The organism is Pontixanthobacter luteolus, from assembly GCF_009828095.1.
In the GTDB taxonomy this organism is placed as follows: domain Bacteria; phylum Pseudomonadota; class Alphaproteobacteria; order Sphingomonadales; family Sphingomonadaceae; genus Pontixanthobacter; species Pontixanthobacter luteolus.
In genome coordinates this window covers 321,795-340,049 of sequence record NZ_WTYP01000001.1, presented here as the reverse complement: position 1 = coordinate 340,049, position 18,255 = coordinate 321,795, and the positions used below count along the sequence as shown (strand labels likewise).

Sequence of the window (18,255 nt, the reverse complement as noted above, 5' to 3'; positions counted from 1 at the left end):
TTCATTTGGTCAGAACATTAGCCGTGGGCCATGAAATTGGGCTGACCGTTCGATGCGCTCACCCCGCCGTCTACGGGCAGGTTTACGCCGGTGACAAATTTCGCATCGTCGCTGGCCAGAAACAGGACCGGGCCAGCGATGTCTTCGGGCTCTGCAATGCGGCCCAGCGGCAGGCGGTTCATGAACGCTTTCATCAATTCTTCGTTCTCGGTGATGCCGCCGGTCATATCGGAACGGGTGACCGAAGGCAGCACGGCGTTAACGCGCACCCCCTTGCCGCCCAGTTGCAGGGCGAGGCTGCGGGTCAGGTTGGTAACGGCGCCTTTCGACGCGTTGTAGATCGGCAGCGTCCAGTCGCCGCCAATGCCGGAAACGCTGGAGATATTGACGATCGAGCCGCCGGTTTTCTTCAGTTCGGGGATTGCTGCTCGGCTCAGGTAGAGAACGCCTTTGACGTTGATGTCGATCACCTTGTCGATGTCGCTGTCATCGGCTTTCTCCAGCATCCCGGATACGGCCACGCCGGCATTGTTGACCAGAACATCGACGCCGCCGAATTTTTCGGCCGTCTTGCTGATCAGTTCCTTGGCGAATTCCGGTTTGGAAACGTCACCCGCCACGATCAGCGTGCGGCTAGGGTCCAGATCAGCTGCAACTTTCTCGCAATCTTCGCGGCTGCGCGAATTCAGCACAACATTGGCGCCTTCGGCTGCGAAGCGGCGGGCTATGCCCTCGCCGATACCGTGCGACGATCCGGTTATGATCGCGGTCTTGCCGTTGAAACGAGAGAGGGTTGTCATGCAAATTTCCTTCCGATTGCGAGTCTGGCTGATCAACGCACCGGAAGGGCAATTGCTCCAACCTTGTCGTCCTAGTCCGCGCTTACGCCCGACGGCGCATCCCACAGCAGGTGGCGTGTTTCCAGAACCACGATATTGTTGGGCCGGATGATTTCGGCCCGGCTCTTGTAGCCAAGCAGCGTTTCCGCCGGGATATCGAGGTTGTTGACCAGGATCCGCGTCTCTTCAGAGGTGAAATCGGTCAGCCCCCTCGCCCGCTCGATCCCTTCCCCGTCATAGATATGCAAGACATCACCCCGGGTGAAATCGCCATCCATCGACACGATATCGTCCCGCTTGATCGCGACACCGTCATCCAGCCTTGCCGCAGCCTCGTCCTTCAGCACAAGCGAGCCTGCCATTTGCAACCGGTCCGACAGCCAGTTGCTCCAGCCGGATGCCGGCTCTTTATGTGCGATGCATTTGGTGCAGGCGCGTTCCTTACGCAGGACCGAAGATAGCGGACGATCCGCCTCACCATTGGCGATATAGGTCGTGCAGCCGGCGTTTTGCGCCATATTGGCCGCCTGAAGCTTGGTCAGCATACCCCCGGTGCCGAGCGTGCTGGTGCCCGTGGTTGCTTCCAGATATTCGCTGACGTCCTGCAATTCCTCGACCAGCTGGGCACCTTCTTCTGAAGGATTACGATCATAAAGGCCGTCGACGCCGGTCAGGATGATGAAGTCCTTCGCCTCGACCATCTGCGCGATCTTGGCAGCCAGACGATCGTTGTCACCAACCTTGATTTCCTCGGTGGTGATGGTGTCGTTCTCGTTTACGATCGGCATAATGCCGGACTCGAGCAAACGATGCACAGTGTTCTTGGTATTCAGGAATCGGCGGTGATCTTCGAAATCGCCCAGGGTCAGCAGGATCTGCGCGATTTCGAACCCGTATTCATGGGCAACCTGCTTGTAGGCATTGAGCAGCAACGGCATGCCGCACGCTGCAGCGGCCTGCTTGTCGCTCAACCCGGCAGTTTCCGGCTTTTCGCCGACCAGGTTCATCCCCAGCGCGACCGCGCCCGACGAACACAGGATCACATCGTAGCCATCGGCCCGCAAGCGCGCGATATCCTCAAGCAGGCGCTGCATGAAACCGAAGCGGGGAGTAAGCAAATCCGAATTTGCCAGCAGGCTGGAGCCCACTTTGACGACGAGACGCTTTCTCCGAGACACATTATTCCTTTCAATTGCCTTGAATTGTATGCAGCACCATCTAGATACCCGTTGTGCAGCGCACAACCATCAAATTAAGAAAAGTTTAGGCTTCAAATATTGAAAAGTACTAAAGCAAGTATAAAACAAGAGTATCTTGAACTATTTTGATTTTACTTTTCTATATCTCCTAATTTCGAACACATACTGCGCTTAATGAATTTATGCTTAAAATTTTACGGGATTTAACTTGAATATACTATTGATCGGATGCGGAAAGATGGGGGGAGCACTGCTGACGCACTGGCTTTCCGGACCAGAAAGCTTCTTCATTGTCGACCCGGGCCTGGAAATCGCGCCCGACGGAGCAACACTTGTTGCTGGCCGAGATGATCTCGCGGGGCGCAAGTTTGATGTCGTTATCGCTGCGGTCAAACCGCAGCAGATCGACGACATTCTTCCGCAATATGCAGACGCGTATCAGGATGACGGGTATCTGCTTTCAATCGCGGCTGGTTGTTCGATAGAGCGGCTCGCGAAAGCTTCCGGCGGCAAGCCGGTGGTTCGCGTGATGCCCAACCTTCCTGCAGCGATCGGCCGGGGGATGAGCGGGATGTGCGCCAGTGACAGCGCCACTGATGGGCAAAAGGCCCACGCATCCGCCATGATGGAACGGACCGGATCGATCATCGAAGTCGCCAACGAAGATATGCTGGACCGGCTGACTGCAGTTGCCGGATCAGGCCCGGGATACGTGTTTGAGATGGCCCGCGCCTATGTCGAGGCAGCAATTGGCCTTGGTTTTGCGGAACACGAGGCACGCCAGCTCGTTCTGGAAACAATGGGCGGAACCATTGCGATGGCAGTGGAAGATGGCGGGCCGCTGGAAGAAATGCGAAATTCGGTGACCAGCAAGAATGGCACCACTCAGGCCGGTCTAGGCGCCTTGAACGGCAGCGAAGACTTCACCCGCCTGATCACCGCCACGCTCGACGCGGCATACCGCCGCGCCGTCGAACTGCGATAATCGCAGCCAGATGACAGCTTTCAATATTTCCCCCATGAGCGGGAAACAGACCAGGGATTACCTATGAACGTGCAGACATTCGACCAGACAGCGACGATTACAGATCTGGGCAAGCGCGCCAAACAGGCAGCGCGCCAGCTGATCGGCGCGACCACCGATGCGAAGAATAGAGCATTGACCGAAGCCGCCAACGCCCTGCGCAAGGCAATGCCGCAATTGCTTGAGGCTAACCGTATGGACGTGGAGGAAGTTCGCGGGAGCAAACCTGATTCCTTCATCGACCGCCTTATGCTGAACGAAGAGCGCATCGAAGGTATTGCCAAGGCGCTGGAAGAGATTGCTGAATTGCCCGATCCGGTCGGCCGCAAGCTCGCCACTTTCGAGCGGCCCAACGGTCTGTCGATCGAACGCGTGGCCGTCCCTATCGGGGTGATCGGCATGATTTACGAATCGCGCCCCAATGTCGGCGCAGATGCCAGCGCGCTATGCCTGAAATCGGGCAACGCCGTGATCCTGCGCGGGGGTTCCGAAAGCCGTCACTCGACCCGCGAAATCGTCGCGTGCATGCAAGCAGGCCTGAAAGCTGCCGGTTTGCCGGAGGATGCGGTCCAGACCGTGCCCACCACCAGCCGGGAAGCGGTCGCCGAACTGCTCGAAGCGGTTGATTACGTCGATCTCGTCATCCCTCGCGGCGGACGTGGATTGGTGGAACTCGTGCGTGACCGCGCCAAGGTCCCGACGCTTTTGCATCTGGACGGAAACTGCCACAGCTATGTCCATGCCAAGGCCGATCAAGACAAGGCTCTGGAGATCATCCGCAATGCGAAGCTTCGCCGCACCGGCGTATGCGGCGCAACTGAAAGCATCGTCGTCGACAGCGCGATTGCAGGTGATTTCCTGCCCAAGCTCGCCGACAAAATGCCTGATTGCGAGCTGCGCGGTGACGAGGCATCGGTTGCAGCCGACAGCCGGATCAAGCCTGCCGATGAAAGCGACTTCGGTACCGAATATCTCGATTCCATCGCATCGGTAAAAATTGTCAGCGGCCTGGAAGAAGCGATCGAATTCGTGTCGGAACATTCGTCCGGCCATACCGATGCCATTCTTACCGAAGACGATGACGCAGCGCGGCAATTCCTGACCGCCGTCGATAGCGCCGTGGTCATGCACAACGCTTCGACGCAGTTCTCTGACGGGGGCGAGTTCGGTATGGGCGCAGAAATCGGTATCGCTACCGGTAAAATGCACGCGCGCGGACCGGTCGGCCTGGAACAGCTGACGAGCTTCAAATACATCGTTCACGGTCAGGGCCAGACCCGCCCGTAACGCAAACCCGTTGTAAGACAGGAGCACACTGCCCTCGCGCTCCGGTGGCCATGAGCCGCCGGGGCTGTTAGGGCGCGCGGCATGCAGACAGGGACTTATATTTCACTCGCCGGCTATTTCATTCTGATGATCGCCATCGGATTGTACGCCTGGCGCAAATCCACTGACGACAGCGAGGGCTATTTGCTGGGCGGGCGCAATTTGCACCCCGCCGTCGCAGCTCTTTCCGCCGGCGCGTCCGATATGTCGGGTTGGCTCCTGCTCGGGCTGCCGGGCGCGCTTTATGCGGCCGGACTTGTCGAGGCATGGATCGGGATCGGTCTGTTTGTCGGCGCATTCTTCAATTGGTGGATCGTGGCCCCGCGCCTGCGAAAGCAGACGGAGGAACTGGGGAACGCGCTGACGATTCCGCAATTCCTGGCCAACCGCTTCCCGGACAAGGCAATCGCACTGCGCGTTACCGCTGCGATCATCATCGTCACCTTCTTCTCTGTCTACACCGCAGCTGGCTTGGTTGGCGGCGGCAAACTGTTTGAAACCAGCTTCGCGAGCCTGTTCGGAGACGTCGGCATCAGCGACTACATGCTCGGCATCTGGCTTACCGCCGGCGTCGTTCTTGCATACACCATGGTCGGCGGCTTTCTGGCCGTCAGCCTGACCGACTTCGTGCAGGGCTGCATTATGGTGGTCGCGCTGGTCCTGATGCCTGCCGTCGTTCTCAGCGGCGGGGTGGACCTGAACGCAGCAGTGCAGGCGACCGGACCGGACTATCTGACTTTGTTCGGCGGGCTGAGCGTGATCGGGTTTCTCAGTGCGGTCACATGGGGCCTGGGCTATTTCGGCCAGCCGCACATTATCGTGCGCTTCATGGCTGTGCGCAGCATCGTTGACGTGCGTGTTGCCCGCAATATCGGCATGAGCTGGATGGGCGTGTCGCTGATCGGCGCGATTGGCGTGGGTATCGCCGGCCGCGCCTATATCGAGGCGAACGGTATGACGGTCGACGATCCGGAAACGATCTTCATCGTCCTCGCCAACCTGCTGTTCCACCCGCTGATCACCGGGTTCCTGCTTGCCGCGCTGCTTGCCGCAATCATGAGCACAATCAGTTCCCAGCTGCTGGTGGCCTCATCATCGCTGACAGAGGATTTCTACCGCCTGTTCCTGCGCAAGAACGCGAGCGAGCGCGAATCCGTGAACATCGGGCGTATATGCGTGCTGCTGGTGGCTCTCGCCGCAATCGTGATTGCTAGCGACCCTGACAGCCAGGTTCTCGGCCTTGTATCCAATGCATGGGCCGGGTTCGGTGCTGCATTCGGGCCGCTGATCATTCTCTCTCTGACATGGAACAGAATGACCGGCTCGGGCGCGCTGGCCGGCCTGATCTCCGGCGCCGCCGTAGTGATCGCATGGATTTCGCTGGGCTGGAATGGTAGCTTCCTTGGCGGCGAAGGCGTCTACGAGATCATCCCGGGGTTCATCGCTGCATGGATTGCGATCGTCGCGGTCAGCGCAGCGACCCGTCCGAAGGAGGGCTAAATGGCAAAAATCACTGGTCTGGGCGGCGTGTTCTACGTCGTGGAAAATCCCGAAGCCACGCGGACATGGTACCGCGAGAAGCTGGGACTGGATGGTGATTACGGGCCTCAGCTCAACTGGTCGGAAGAACCCGGTGACAGGCCCTATTCGCTGATCAGCCATTTCGCAGAGGACAAATATATCAAGCCCGGCAAAGGCGGGTTCATGATCAACTTGCGGGTCGACGATCTGGATGGTTTCACGGCCCTGCTGAAAGAGCGCGGCGTCGAAATACTGGACAGCGCGGATGAAGGTTACGGTAAGTTTGCCTGGATCCTGGACCCTGATGGCATCAAGATTGAGCTGTGGGAGCAAGTCGAAGCGCCCGATTGATCGGCCCAAACGCGCCCGGCTTAGGCTTGTGTTAACCAAGTTTGCGCAAAAATACCCCGCATGTTTCGGGCAGTTTTCTTATTCACCATGGCGGCGCTGGTCAGCGCGTGCAACATGGTGCCCGGGTCCCGCGAGGCTGAGGCGCCGCGCGTTTCAAACACAGGGACATTCGCCGCATCCCCTGCCGCAGGCCAATGTATCGCGCGGCTGAACCGGACCGGTTCGGTGTTCGAGGCTGTGCCTGACAGGTATTACGGTGCCGGATGCTCAACACTGAATGCCGTGAACATGCAGCAGATCGGCGGTGACGATGCGCGTTTCACGCTCACCAACATTGGTGCAGTCACCTGCCCCACCGCCAACAGCTTTGCCGGTTGGGCGCGCTTCGGGGTGGACCGTGCGGCTCGGCAAATTCTCGGTAGCGAGCTTGTCCGGATCGAAACATTGGGCAGTTATGCCTGCCGAAATATTGCCGGATCGAACAAACGGTCGGCCCATTCCAAAGCCGAAGCAATCGACATTGCCGCATTCATACTCGCGGACGGCCGCCGGATAGAAGTGCGCAGCGACTGGGACGGTGGGACGAGCGCAGAACGGAAGTTCCTGCGCACCATTCATGGCAGCGCCTGCAAGCGTTTCGGGACTGTTCTGGGCCCCGAATATAACGCCGCGCACCGCGATCATTTCCATCTGGAGGTCACCGGCGGCAATTTCTGCCGTTGATAATCGGTCAACTGGCGATGCCGGGTGCGATCTCTATCTGCGCCTCCAGTTTCACCCTGACAGCTTCGGCTGCGTGCCGTGCCCCCAGCTTGGTCATCATGTTGGCCCGGTGAATTTCAACCGTACGGGGGCTGATTGCCAGTTCGCGGGCGATCACCTTGTTGCTGCATCCGCGCGCCAGCCAGTCGAGAACCTCCCCTTCCCGTTTTGACAAATTGGAAATGCGGTCGCGTGCCTCGATCATTCGGCGGCGTGACCGGGCATAGGTTTCCGCCTCTCCGCTCAACTTGCCGAGCGTCATATCCAGCCGGGCATGATCAATCGGCATCTGGATATAGTCGAGCGCACCCGCCTTCATCGCGCTGACCACCTCATGCGGGCCTGGATCATCTCCGGTGGCGATGATCGGCAACCAGACACCTTTGTCGGAAAGCTTCTGAACAAGCCCCTCGATCCCGCCGAGTAACGGATCATCGCGCATTATCAAGATACCGCTGCGCGGCGGGCGTTCGGTTACTTCAGCAATATTTGCATAAACTTCGGCATGATAGCCAAGGTCAAATACAACACTGGCAATTTCTGCCCTGACCCGGCTTACCGGGTCGACGATATGGAGTGTGATACGATCTGTCATGGATGCAATCATGCCGAACTAGGCAATTTTGCGCACTCCGTATCAATACCGCATTGGAGTATTATGGTCTGTAAATATTGAACAATTTTCGCGCCACCGGATAATCGGGTTAATCCATATTGGATCAAAGATACGCAAAATAACTAAGTAAACAAACCTGCGTTCATTACTCAGCCGATCTATTCCGATTTAAAACTATAGTCTGGCAGGGAATGGAATGCGGTTCTGAGCGCGTCGCCCCACCTGGACGAAATCGACTGGAAATACTCATCGTCCGCATGGATGCGGCGTTCGTGGATCGGTTCGTAATTGTCACGTTCGACCACCATCAGATCAAGCGGCAGCCCGACCGACAGATTGGCCTTCAGCGTGGAATCGAATGAAACCATCAGCAGCTTCGCAGCATCTTCGAAGCTCATCGTCTTGTCATAACCGCGCAAGATAATCGGGCGGCCATACTTGGTTTCGCCGATCTGGAAGAAAGGGGTGTCGAAGCTCGCCTCGATGAAATTCCCTTCCGGGTAGATCATGAAAAGTCGCGGTTCCATTCCTGCGATCTGGCCTGCCAGAATGATCGAGGCGGTGAAACGGCCCTTGCCCCGTGCGCCGTTCTCATCCTGTGTTTCCTGAATGGTCGCACGCAGCAGCTTGCCGATTTCAGATGCGACCTGAAACATTGTTGGCGCCCTTAGCAGCGAATTTCCGCGGTCTTCCGGTGCCTTGGTGCGTTCTTCCAGCTGGCTTATCACCGATTGGGTCGTCGCCAGATTGCCGGCGGTCATTACCGAGATGATCCGTTCGCCGGGCACGCGCCACGTCGACATCTTGCTGAATACGGAAATGTTGTCGACACCGGAATTCGTGCGCGTGTCGCTCATCAGCACCAGCCCCTGGTCCAGAATCATTCCAACACAGTACGTCATCTATTCAATCCTTCATCTGCTCGCCCTTGTCGCTTTCGCAGCGTTCGGCGGGCATCATTTTGCAGGTCATATATGGCAAACCGCTTAGGCGCGCCGCGGCGCGCGGTCTATTGCTTCGAGCATGGACCCGTCACTGCTGGATGGTTTGCTGCTCAACAGCGACATCGACCGTCAATTCGTCACTCTGCGTGCCAAAACTGATACCGGTGATCGGCGATGCATCGTTGTAATCCCGGCCGGTCGCCACCCGTACATAGCGCGGATCGGGACTGATCCCGTTGGATATGTCGAACCCGACCCATCCCAGACCGTCTATGTGGGCTTCTGCCCAGGCATGCGTAGCTTCCTGATCGATCCGGTCGTTCATCATCAGATATCCGCTGACATACCGTGCAGGGATGTCCATCGCGCGCGCTGCGCCGATAAAGATGTGCGCGTGATCCTGACAGACACCGCGGCCCAGCTTCACTGCGTCTTCTGCAGTGGTGTGAACCCCAGTTTCGCCGGTGCGGTATTCAACATCACTGCGAATATGATCGGACAGGGCATGGAGCGCGTCCAGGCCCGTCTCGCCGGTGCTGCTGACATCGCGGATGAAACGTTTCAGTTCCGGTCCGGGCTTAGTCAGCCGTGTCTGCCCGGTAAAGCTCCACAAGGGTAGGTTGCCCGCATGCTGGCCGATCACCCCGGCATTGTCTTCGGTGTCGACAAGTCCTTCGCATTGCACCACGACGTCCTTGGCACCTTGATTGACCGAAACCAAAGTCACTGTGTTGAAGTGCTGGTCATCATATTCCAGCTCCTTCTGCGCATTTTCATACGACATCTTCCAGTCGATGATTTTCTGGCCCTGTGTCGCCTTGGGCGTGAGGCGCAGACGCTGGAGCGCGTGAACAACCGGCTCCTTGAAGCGGTACTGGGTGGTATGGCGGATCGACAGTCTCATCGGATCACGCCGTAAACCGGTAATCTTCGGCAATAGCAGCCGCGATGGACGAGTTGCGATTGACGAATTCGATCAGGAATTCGTGAAGCCCCTTCTCGAAGATGTCATCGATAGTGGTGTCGGTCATGATCATGTCAGCCTCACGCATCAATTCGTTGCAGGCACCTTGCGCATGATGAAGCTTGGCCAGCGAGGCCAGATCATCGCGCAGCGCCGAGTGGCAGAACGCCAGGCTCCGCGGAAAACGTTCGTCCAGAACCAGAAATTCAACGATACCGCGGGCATCGATTTCACCGGCATTGAGCCAGCGATAGGCCCTGTCGCCTGATACGGACCGCAGCACGTTGTCCCATTGGCTGGTATCCAGGCTGGACCCGACATAGGTCAGCGAAGGCAGCAGCAGATAATACTTGATGTCGAGGATACGCGCGACGCTGTCGGCACGTTCGACGAAAGTCCCGGCGCGCGCGAAATGGAACCCGGAATCGCGCAGCATCGTGCCCGCCATCGCGCCGTGCACGAGCGTGCCCGCGCGCCTGACATCGCCGACAACTTTGCCCAGATTGCCCTGCGCCACAGGACGCTTCAGCTGCGATTCCAGGTTCATCCAGCTTTCGTTGATCGCTTCCCAGACTTCGCTGCTGATCGTATTGCGAACCATCCGCGCGTTTGTGCGGACCTGTTCGAAAGTGCTCAGGATATTGGCGCTGTTTTCCTTGTCGCGAAGAATGAAATTCCACACGTTGGATCCGGTGAAGTCGCCATCATATTTCGCATCGAAGGAAGCCTGCTGGCCCGATGCCCCGATGAGCGAACGCCATTCCTCCCGCGCAGAGGTGTGATCCCGCGTCAACGCCATGCGCAGGCCAGCATCCAGCAAGCGCGCCGTGTTCTCGGCCCGCTCAAGATAACGGAACATCCAGAACAACCCGTTGGCTGTGCGGCCTAGCATGAGCGGCCTCCGATCGGACAGGTCAGCACCATCAGTCTTTCAGCACCCAAGTATCCTTGGTCCCGCCGCCTTGGCTGGAATTGACCACCAGCGAGCCTTCTTTCAACGCAACACGCGTCAGACCGCCTGGGGTGATATCAACACCTTTGGGCGAAACGAGGACATAGGGGCGCAAATCGACATGGCGCGGCACCAACCCTTTTTTCGTGAAGATCGGGGTCGTGGACAGCGCCAGGGTTGGTTGCGCGATGTAATTGTCAGGCGTTGCTTGCAGCTTCTTGCGGAAGGCAGCGATTTCCTTCTTGGATGCGGTCGGGCCGATCAGCATACCGTAACCGCCGGAGCCGTGGACTTCCTTGACAACCAGTTCCTCGAGATTGTCGAGCACATAGCCAAGGCTGTCCTTGTCCGAACATCGCCATGTCTGCACATTGGGTAGCAGCGGCTTCTCACCCGTATAAAATTCGACGATTTCGGGCATGAAACTGTACACGGCCTTGTCGTCGCAGACCCCGGTTCCCGGTGCATTTGCGATTGTTATGCCGCCGGACCGATAGACATCCATGATCCCCGGGACACCAAGCATGCTGTCCTTGTTGAAGGATAGCGGATCGAGGAATTCATCATCAACGCGGCGGTAGATCACATCGACCGGTTCAAAGCCGTGCGTGGTCCGCATCTGCACCCGCCCGTCGATTACGCGCAGATCGCTGCCCTCGACGAGTTCGGCACCCATCTGGTCGGCGAGGAAAGCGTGTTCGAAATAGGCGCTGTTGTAGATACCCGGCGTAAGCACGGCCACGTTGGGCTTGCCATTGCAAGCTGGCGGCGCGCACGCAGCAAGGCTTTTGGCCAGTTGGCGCGGATAGGTCGAGACGGGTTCAACCTGCACCTGCGAGAACAGTTCAGGGAACATCGCCATCATCGTTTCACGGTTTTCGAGCATGTAGCTCACCCCCGACGGGGTTCGGGCGTTATCTTCCAGCACGTACCATTCGTCCGGGCCGGTCCGGACCAGATCGATCCCGACGATGTGGGTGTAGACTTTGCCTGGCGGGGTGAACCCGACCATCTGCTGAAGCCATGCCGCATTGTCGCGGAACAGCCGGGTCGGAATGCGGCCCGCGCGCAGGATTTCCTGCCGGTGATAAAGATCGTAGATAAACGCGTTTAGCGCGCTAACCCGCTGTTCGATCCCGCGGGTGAGACGGCGCCATTCGTTCGCGCTGATGGTGCGCGGCACCATGTCGAACGGAATCAGCCGTTCTTCAGCCTCGTCCTCGCCGTATACGTTGAAGGTGATGCCTGTTTTGCGAAAGCTGCTTTCAGCCTCTCCATGCTTGCGCTTCAACCAGCTTTGATCTTGCTGGTCGAACCATTCGCAATAGCCCGCATATGCCGGACGAACGGATCCGTCGGCATCAAACATCTCGTCAAATTTGGCTTTCGCCTCAGTCATGAACCCCCGATTCAGGCTGGCGTCGCATCTACCCTTATAGAGGTCTGCCAAACAGGCAATGCGCTTACCGTACACCAACCAAAGGTTCAGCGGCCTTCAAGTTCCCGTAAAACCGCGGAAATACATTCCGGGGAGTAGGAAAAGCCCAGATGGTTGCAGCGCAAAGCGACCGCCCGGTCGCGCTCGCCCGGCTTGCCGCACGCACTGCGCGGGCTGATTATTCCGTCGCTCGCGCTCCAGAAAGCAACCGTTTCTACCGGCGGTTTGGCTGCGTTGTCTGTTTCCACCGGCGGATTATCAACCGAATGCCCGGTCAGGAACTGGTAAATGCGCCACGCATTGTTGGCCCGCGGATTACCGCTGAAGGGGGACCCCATGGTCACGACCTTCGCGATCATTTCCGGATGCCGGCGGCCCAATTCCCGGGCGAACAATCCGCCCAGGCTCCACCCGACCAGATAGACTGGCCGGTCGTAGCGGCGGTAAATCTCGTCCAGCCGCTGTTCCAGATATTCGACATTTTCCGGCGTCGGGCCGAAATTGAAGCCCAGGCCCCAGCGTTTCACCTTGTGCCCGGCGCGCTCCAATTGCTGCGCCATGTACCGCATACGAACAGGATGCGTTGCAAATCCGGGCAGCAGCATGACAGTTCGCGGCACCTCGGCCTGAACGATATCGATTTTGCGGAACGGGCGAACCGCCGGTTCAGCCAGAAACCGCAATTCACCTGCAAGATGGCGCAGTTTCGGCCGCTCGGCAGGCTGCGGATTTTCTGCGCTTGCAAGCGCAACCCTGCGAGAAAGCTCTTCCGCAGTCCAAACCCGCGCGTTCGCGGAAGGGGGGGAATTTTGCATTGCCATCGTTTCGTAACATTGTCGCAGAAATGCCTTAATGCAACATGTCCGTAACGATGGCCGCAATCATGTCTTGAAAGGAACCCCGATCAGATCGTCAGGTGCAAGGCCCGATCCGTTCTGATTTCGTCTTCATTTTCATGTTCATCTTGCCCACCGGGCCAGCGTCTACCGCCATGTCCATCATCAGGTCCGAACGGTCCGTTTCTACCAAGCCGGTCAGCGAGATTTCCGCCCCCGCGCCAGCCGGACCATCGCAGGACATTTTTGCGTCCAGGTTCGATCCGCTGGTGTCGAACCGGGTGAAATCGCACGACAGCCCCTCGTCCGGCTTGCTCAATTCGCGGAGCATATCCTTGAAGCCTTTGTTCGCTTCGGCCTCGGTCAGGCACTGCTCCGATACGTTGGAGCCCATCCCCTGCATCTGCTTCATCTGCTCGACCTGCTCTGCAGGCAGTCCGGGAATGCTGAATTCGACCATTTCAGTAGAGGTCCGGTAAAGCCCCGGCTCAGGCTTTGCGAGGTTTTCCATTGCCGCGATCACTTCTTCTTCGGACTTGGGCTGTTCCACTTCGCTGCCGCACGCGGACAGGCCAAGCGCGGCCAGCGGGATATAAAAAGCAATACGCATAATGGGTTCCTTCAGGTTTTTAGCCGGATGACGCGCACGCAAGCTATCAATCATCACCGCCAAAGCCAAGCTTGCTCAAGCCCGCAGCACCCCCCATATGTTCCGCCATGTCAGAATTAGTAATCCGCCGCGGCCTCGAAGAACCCGATACCAGTGGTGACTTTGTCCCGCACAAGCCTGCGCGCCCGGAAAAAAGCATGCCGGGCAAGAGATTCGAGCTGGTTTCCGATTATCAGCCCGCCGGTGACCAGCCGACCGCCATCGCGGAACTGGTCGGCGGGATGACCGATGACGAGAAGACCCAGACGCTGCTCGGCGTTACCGGCTCTGGCAAAACTTTCACCATGGCCAAAGTCATCGAGGAATTGCAGCGCCCCGCGCTGATCCTTGCCCCGAACAAGATTCTGGCGGCGCAGCTATACGGCGAATTCAAAAGCTTCTTCCCCAACAATGCAGTCGAGTATTTCGTCAGCTATTACGACTATTATCAGCCAGAGGCATACGTGCCTCGGTCGGACACCTATATCGAGAAAGAAAGCTCGGTAAACGAAGCGATCGACCGGATGCGCCATTCCGCGACCCGTGCGCTGCTGGAACGCGATGACGTGATCATCGTGGCATCGGTTTCGTGCCTGTACGGTATCGGTTCGGTCGAAACCTATTCGGCGATGATTTTCGATATCAAGAAAGACACCAGCGTCGACCAGCGCGAACTGATCCGCAAGCTGGTGGCGCTGCAATACAAGCGCAACGATGCCGCATTCACCCGCGGCACGTTCCGGGTGCGCGGCGACAATCTCGAAATCTTCCCGAGCCATTATGAAGACATGGCGTGGCGGATCAGCTTTTTCGGCGACGATATCGAGGAAATCAGCGAATTTGACCCGCTGACCGGGACCAAGGGCGCAAGTCTGGACACCATCCGGGTGTATGCAAACTCGCACTATGTAACCCCCGGCCCGACGATGAAGCAGGCATCCGAGGCGATCAAGTTCGAGCTGCAGGAACGGCTGAAGGAACTGAACGAGGAAGGTCTGCTGCTGGAAGCGCAGCGGCTGGAACAACGGACCAATTTCGATCTGGAAATGATCGCCGCCACGGGCAGCTGCGCCGGGATCGAGAATTACTCGCGCTTTCTCACCGGACGCCTGCCAGGCGAGCCGCCGCCAACCCTGTTCGAATATCTGCCCGAAAACGCGCTGCTGTTCGTCGATGAAAGCCACCAGACCGTGCCGCAGATCGGCGCAATGTCCAAAGGCGACCACCGGCGCAAGCTGACGCTGGCCCAATATGGTTTTCGTCTGCCAAGCTGTATCGATAACCGCCCGCTCCGCTTCAACGAATGGGATGCGATGCGACCGCAAACCGTTGCCGTGTCAGCCACCCCCGGCAACTGGGAGATGGAAGAGACAGGCGGTGTCTTTGCAGAACAGATCATCCGCCCGACCGGCCTGATCGATCCGCCAGTGGAAATCCGCCCGGTCGAAGACCAGGTTCAGGACTGCATCGACCAGTGCCGCCAGACCGCCGAGAAAGGCTACCGCACGCTGGTCACGACCTTGACCAAGCGCATGTCCGAAGATCTGACCGAGTTCATGCACGAGGCAGGCCTCAGGGTCCGCTACATGCATTCCGACGTCGAAACTCTGGAAAGGATCGAACTGATCCGGGACCTGCGGCTGGGCGTGTATGACGTGCTGGTGGGGATCAACCTGCTGCGCGAAGGTCTCGACATTCCCGAATGCGGGCTGGTCTGTATTCTGGATGCCGACAAGGAAGGTTTCCTTCGCAGCGAGACCTCTCTCGTCCAGACGATCGGCCGCGCCGCGCGTAACGTGGATGGCAAGGTGATCCTGTATGCGGACAGGATTACGGGCAGCATGGAACGGGCCATGGCCGAAACCGATCGGCGCCGCGAAAAACAGCGCGCCTATAACGAAGAACACGGCATCACCCCGACCACGATCAAGCGCAACATCGCGGATATCGTGGCCGACACAGCCAGCAAGGACCGCGTCACCGTCGATCTGGGCGATGATCAAGTCAACAATCTGGTGGGCCACAATCTGCGCGCCTATATCGAGGATCTTGAGAAACGCATGCGCAACGCCGCAGCGGACCTCGAGTTTGAAGAGGCCGGCCGGCTGCGCGATGAAATCCGCAAGCTCGAGGCGGACGAATTGGGCATCCCCGATGGAGACAAGAAAGCCCCGCTCGTGGGCCGGGCAACAGAGGGCAAGCCGGGCACGCGCAAGACGCGTTACGGCAAAACCCAGAAGAAGTGGGGCAAATGAGACTGATCGCTGCCCTGCCATTGGTTTTGCTGGCCGCCTGCAAGCCTCCAGCGACCGACGACTATGTCGAGCGGGTCGAGATCGGGGCCTCACAGGATATGCCCTCCGCGCCGCTGGAATCCCCCGATACCGAAGGCGCGCTGTGGGCCGATAGCGACAGGCCGCTGCGGCTGGTTTATGGAAAACCCGGCGAAACGCCGCTGCTGGCGCTTGCCTGTGAACGATCAGACAACAGCAGCTCTACGGTTCGACTGACGCGGTTTGCCCCTGCCGATCCGCAAGCGCAGGCCCTCATCGCCCTGATCGGGAACGGGCATATGACCCGTCTGCCGATCGATGCAAAATGGAACGGCCGGTTCTGGCTGTGGGAGATGGAACTGGCGGCAGACGATCCTGCTCTGGAAGTGCTGACCGGCCCCCGCAGGGTAGAACTCACCATTCCCGGAGCGGGCAGTGTCGCACTCAATCCGAGCCAGCGGCCCGGCCAGTTGATCGAGCGGTGCCGGATGCCGGGGCAGGCCCCTCTTCCGCAAGAATGACCAGCGTTTCGGGCGTCAACACCTGCGGCAGGACTGCCGCCTCGCCCCCGGGCCTGTACCAGATATAAAGCGGCACGCCCGCTGCCCCTTGCCGGGTCAGAAACTCGGTTATTTCAGGATCCCGGCGGGTCCAGTCACCGCGCATCGCGATGACATCCGATTTCGCGAAGGCGGCACGGGTTGCCTCGCGTTCGATCGCCACGCTTTCATTGACCTTGCACGTCAGGCACCAGTCTGCGGTAAACCAGATAAACACCGGGCGTCCGCTTGCCCTTGCCTGTACCAGTGCCTTGTCGCTGAAAGGGACCGGATCGAGCAGTGAGGCGGCATCTTGGCCGTCCTGCTCTGCATAACTGGCCGGAAGGGCAAAGGCGGCGAAAATCAGGAATGGCGCGGCGATCAGTCCGAAGGCGGGCCATGCCATTTTCCCGCTCTGCTGCAACCGCCCAACTACGGCCAGTGCCGCGAACACACCGAACAACAGGATCATGGTGACAAGCGCGAACCCTTGCCCGCCAATGCGTGAGACAAGCCAGATCAGCGCAAGCGCGGTAAGCCCCATCGGGATCGCCATCAGCCTGCGAAAACGCTCCATCCACGGACCCGGCGAAGGCAGCAGGCGTCGGATCGAAGGGACAAAGCCGATCAGCAGAAATGGCAGCGCAAGCCCCAGACCCAGCACCGCAAACAGCAACAGCGCCTGCGCCGCCGGCATCAGCAAGGCAGCGCCAATCGCCGCGGCCATAAACGGCCCGGTGCACGGCGTGGCGGCCACCGCCGCCAGCAGGCCGGTGGCAAAGGCGCTGGCCGGTTCCCCGCTACGCGTCAAAGGAATGGAAGGCAGCGAGAAGAACCCGGCAAGGTTCATGGTGATCGCGACCGCAAGGACCAGCAGTGCGACCACAAAGGCGGGTTCCTGCAGCTGGAAAGCCCACCCGACCTGTTCGCCCGCTGCACGCAATGCGAGCATGACCCCGCCAAGCGCGGCGCACGCAAGAATGACCCCTGCGGAATAGGCGACAGCTTCTGTTCGCGCCTGTTTTTCGCTGCCCCCTGCCCGCGCCAGGCTCAGCGCCTTCAAGCTCAATATCGGGAAGACGCATGGCATGATGTTGAGGATCAGACCGCCAGCCAGCGCCGCCAGCAACAGCAGGGCAAAACCGGTGCCGGTGATCGGGGCTGCGCCTACCGGCGAGCCACCCGATGCAACCGCGCCGGGAACGGCCTGAAACCGTACGCCTTCACCGCCGCCAAAGGAAAGGATGCCGGCAATCCTCTCAGGCTTCGCGCCATTGCCTGACAGCGCGATCTCCGCGACCAGAGTATCTCCCGCGCGCCTGAATACCTGCGGCGCCGCATATTTCACCAGATTGATGTCTTCGATAAATATGTGCGGCTCACCAAGCTCCAGCGAGTGCGGGATTGGCACTGCAATGCGAAGTGTTTGCCCGCTTACCTGAAAGGCAGCGTCAGCATCGATCATGGCCGGAATGGCGGCGCGCCACTGCGCGAACCGGCTGTCCTGATTGCCGCCCTGGCCCAGCCCTACCGTCACTTGCAACGCGCCCTGTTCGGGCACGCAAATCTTATCGGTGCAGGCGAGCCACTGCGCCTTTAAGTCGATTGGCACACTGCCGGTTGCCGGGACACCTTCTGGCACCGAAACCGGCACAAGTACGGCATAATCGCCTTCGTAGATGTGGTTCATCAGCCCGCTGATCAGCAACCGTTCCGGCACCGGATATTGCGGCTGCCCCGCTTGCCATCCCGGCGGGAGGTCCCAATACAGTTCCATGCCGTAACCGGCATCGCCCGGATTTTCCCAGTAACCATGCCATTCTTCGCTGTTCGGCCGGAACAGCAGCGCAAGCGTCAGGCTCTCGCCTGGCACTGCCGGACCATCGGCAATCAGCGATGCCTGAATGTTGTTATTTGAGCCCGGAATGCTCTGCGCAAAGGCCGATGAAGGTGCAAACAATGCAGCCAGCAATACCGCGAGCACGGCAAAGCCAGTCGCCAAACGGCGGAAATCGGCCATTC

Annotated in this window: 17 protein-coding genes; 7 read left to right on the top strand and 10 right to left on the bottom strand. The window is 58.9% G+C overall.

Annotated elements, in window-relative coordinates; all coding sequences use genetic code 11:
- Window positions 1–17: 17 nt before the first annotated feature.
- Both budC and proB read right to left on the bottom strand, forming a co-directional pair.
- Entirely contained in the window at window positions 18–800 is a 783-nt protein-coding gene (budC, locus tag GRI43_RS01610; RefSeq protein ID WP_160729366.1) for a meso-2,3-butanediol dehydrogenase, read from the bottom strand.
- Between the two features lie 71 nt (window positions 801–871).
- Window positions 872–2,017 (bottom strand): glutamate 5-kinase, encoded by a 1,146-nt coding sequence (proB, locus tag GRI43_RS01605; RefSeq protein ID WP_160729365.1) that lies wholly within the window; start codon window positions 2,015–2,017, stop codon window positions 872–874.
- A 229-nt stretch (window positions 2,018–2,246) separates the two neighbouring features.
- Between proB and proC the strand changes: the two genes are divergently transcribed.
- The 5 genes from proC to GRI43_RS01580 all read left to right on the top strand — a co-directional run bounded on the left by proC (window position 2,247) and on the right by GRI43_RS01580 (window position 6,983).
- A complete protein-coding gene (gene proC / locus GRI43_RS01600) occupies window positions 2,247–3,023 on the top strand; it encodes a pyrroline-5-carboxylate reductase (protein ID WP_160729364.1) in 777 nt (258 codons plus the stop codon).
- 63 nt (window positions 3,024–3,086) lie between these two features.
- On the top strand, window positions 3,087–4,349 hold the full coding sequence (locus tag GRI43_RS01595; protein WP_160729363.1) for a glutamate-5-semialdehyde dehydrogenase: 1,263 nt from the start codon (window positions 3,087–3,089) through the stop codon (window positions 4,347–4,349).
- Between the two features lie 81 nt (window positions 4,350–4,430).
- The gene (gene putP, locus GRI43_RS01590) at window positions 4,431–5,888 is read left to right on the top strand and encodes a sodium/proline symporter PutP (RefSeq protein WP_160729362.1); all 1,458 of its coding nucleotides are present in this window, start codon (window positions 4,431–4,433) and stop codon (window positions 5,886–5,888) included.
- Complete coding sequence (locus tag GRI43_RS01585; RefSeq protein ID WP_160729361.1) at window positions 5,889–6,260, top strand: VOC family protein; 372 nt, start codon at window positions 5,889–5,891, stop codon at window positions 6,258–6,260.
- Window positions 6,261–6,320: 60 nt separating this feature from the next.
- On the top strand, window positions 6,321–6,983 hold the full coding sequence (locus GRI43_RS01580; protein ID WP_160729360.1) for an extensin family protein: 663 nt from the start codon (window positions 6,321–6,323) through the stop codon (window positions 6,981–6,983).
- Between the two features lie 7 nt (window positions 6,984–6,990).
- Here GRI43_RS01580 and GRI43_RS01575 read toward each other — a convergent pair whose 3' ends face one another.
- The 7 genes from GRI43_RS01575 to GRI43_RS01545 form a co-directional block, all read right to left on the bottom strand.
- Window positions 6,991–7,617: a response regulator transcription factor gene (locus tag GRI43_RS01575; protein WP_160729359.1), complete on the bottom strand. Its 627-nt coding sequence runs from the start codon at window positions 7,615–7,617 to the stop codon at window positions 6,991–6,993.
- Window positions 7,618–7,796: 179 nt separating this feature from the next.
- A complete protein-coding gene (locus GRI43_RS01570; RefSeq protein WP_160729358.1) occupies window positions 7,797–8,540 on the bottom strand; it encodes a proteasome-type protease in 744 nt (247 codons plus the stop codon).
- A gap of 130 nt (window positions 8,541–8,670) precedes the next feature.
- Window positions 8,671–9,486 (bottom strand): transglutaminase family protein, encoded by an 816-nt coding sequence (locus GRI43_RS01565; protein ID WP_160729357.1) that lies wholly within the window; start codon window positions 9,484–9,486, stop codon window positions 8,671–8,673.
- A gap of 4 nt (window positions 9,487–9,490) precedes the next feature.
- Window positions 9,491–10,438, bottom strand: a complete 948-nt coding sequence (locus GRI43_RS01560; protein WP_160729356.1) for an alpha-E domain-containing protein — start codon at window positions 10,436–10,438, stop codon at window positions 9,491–9,493.
- A 31-nt stretch (window positions 10,439–10,469) separates the two neighbouring features.
- On the bottom strand, window positions 10,470–11,897 hold the full coding sequence (locus tag GRI43_RS01555; protein WP_160729355.1) for a circularly permuted type 2 ATP-grasp protein: 1,428 nt from the start codon (window positions 11,895–11,897) through the stop codon (window positions 10,470–10,472).
- An 86-nt stretch (window positions 11,898–11,983) separates the two neighbouring features.
- The gene (locus tag GRI43_RS01550) at window positions 11,984–12,757 is read right to left on the bottom strand and encodes an esterase/lipase family protein (RefSeq protein WP_160729354.1); all 774 of its coding nucleotides are present in this window, start codon (window positions 12,755–12,757) and stop codon (window positions 11,984–11,986) included.
- A gap of 91 nt (window positions 12,758–12,848) precedes the next feature.
- On the bottom strand, window positions 12,849–13,382 hold the full coding sequence (locus tag GRI43_RS01545; protein WP_160729353.1) for a DUF3617 domain-containing protein: 534 nt from the start codon (window positions 13,380–13,382) through the stop codon (window positions 12,849–12,851).
- Between the two features lie 107 nt (window positions 13,383–13,489).
- Here GRI43_RS01545 and uvrB point away from each other — a divergent pair, with 107 nt between their 5' ends.
- Window positions 13,490–15,676 carry an excinuclease ABC subunit UvrB gene (gene uvrB / locus GRI43_RS01540; protein WP_160729352.1) on the top strand — a complete coding sequence of 729 codons (2,187 nt, stop codon included), beginning with the start codon at window positions 13,490–13,492 and terminating at the stop codon, window positions 15,674–15,676.
- On the top strand, window positions 15,673–16,215 hold the full coding sequence (locus tag GRI43_RS01535; RefSeq protein WP_160729351.1) for a hypothetical protein: 543 nt from the start codon (window positions 15,673–15,675) through the stop codon (window positions 16,213–16,215). Before uvrB ends, GRI43_RS01535 begins: the two co-directional genes overlap by 4 nt.
- Here GRI43_RS01535 and GRI43_RS01530 read toward each other — a convergent pair.
- Window positions 16,139–18,253: a protein-disulfide reductase DsbD family protein gene (locus GRI43_RS01530; RefSeq protein WP_235903565.1), complete on the bottom strand. Its 2,115-nt coding sequence runs from the start codon at window positions 18,251–18,253 to the stop codon at window positions 16,139–16,141. The genes GRI43_RS01535 and GRI43_RS01530 overlap by 77 nt on opposite strands.
- Between the last annotated feature and the right edge of the window lie 2 nt (window positions 18,254–18,255).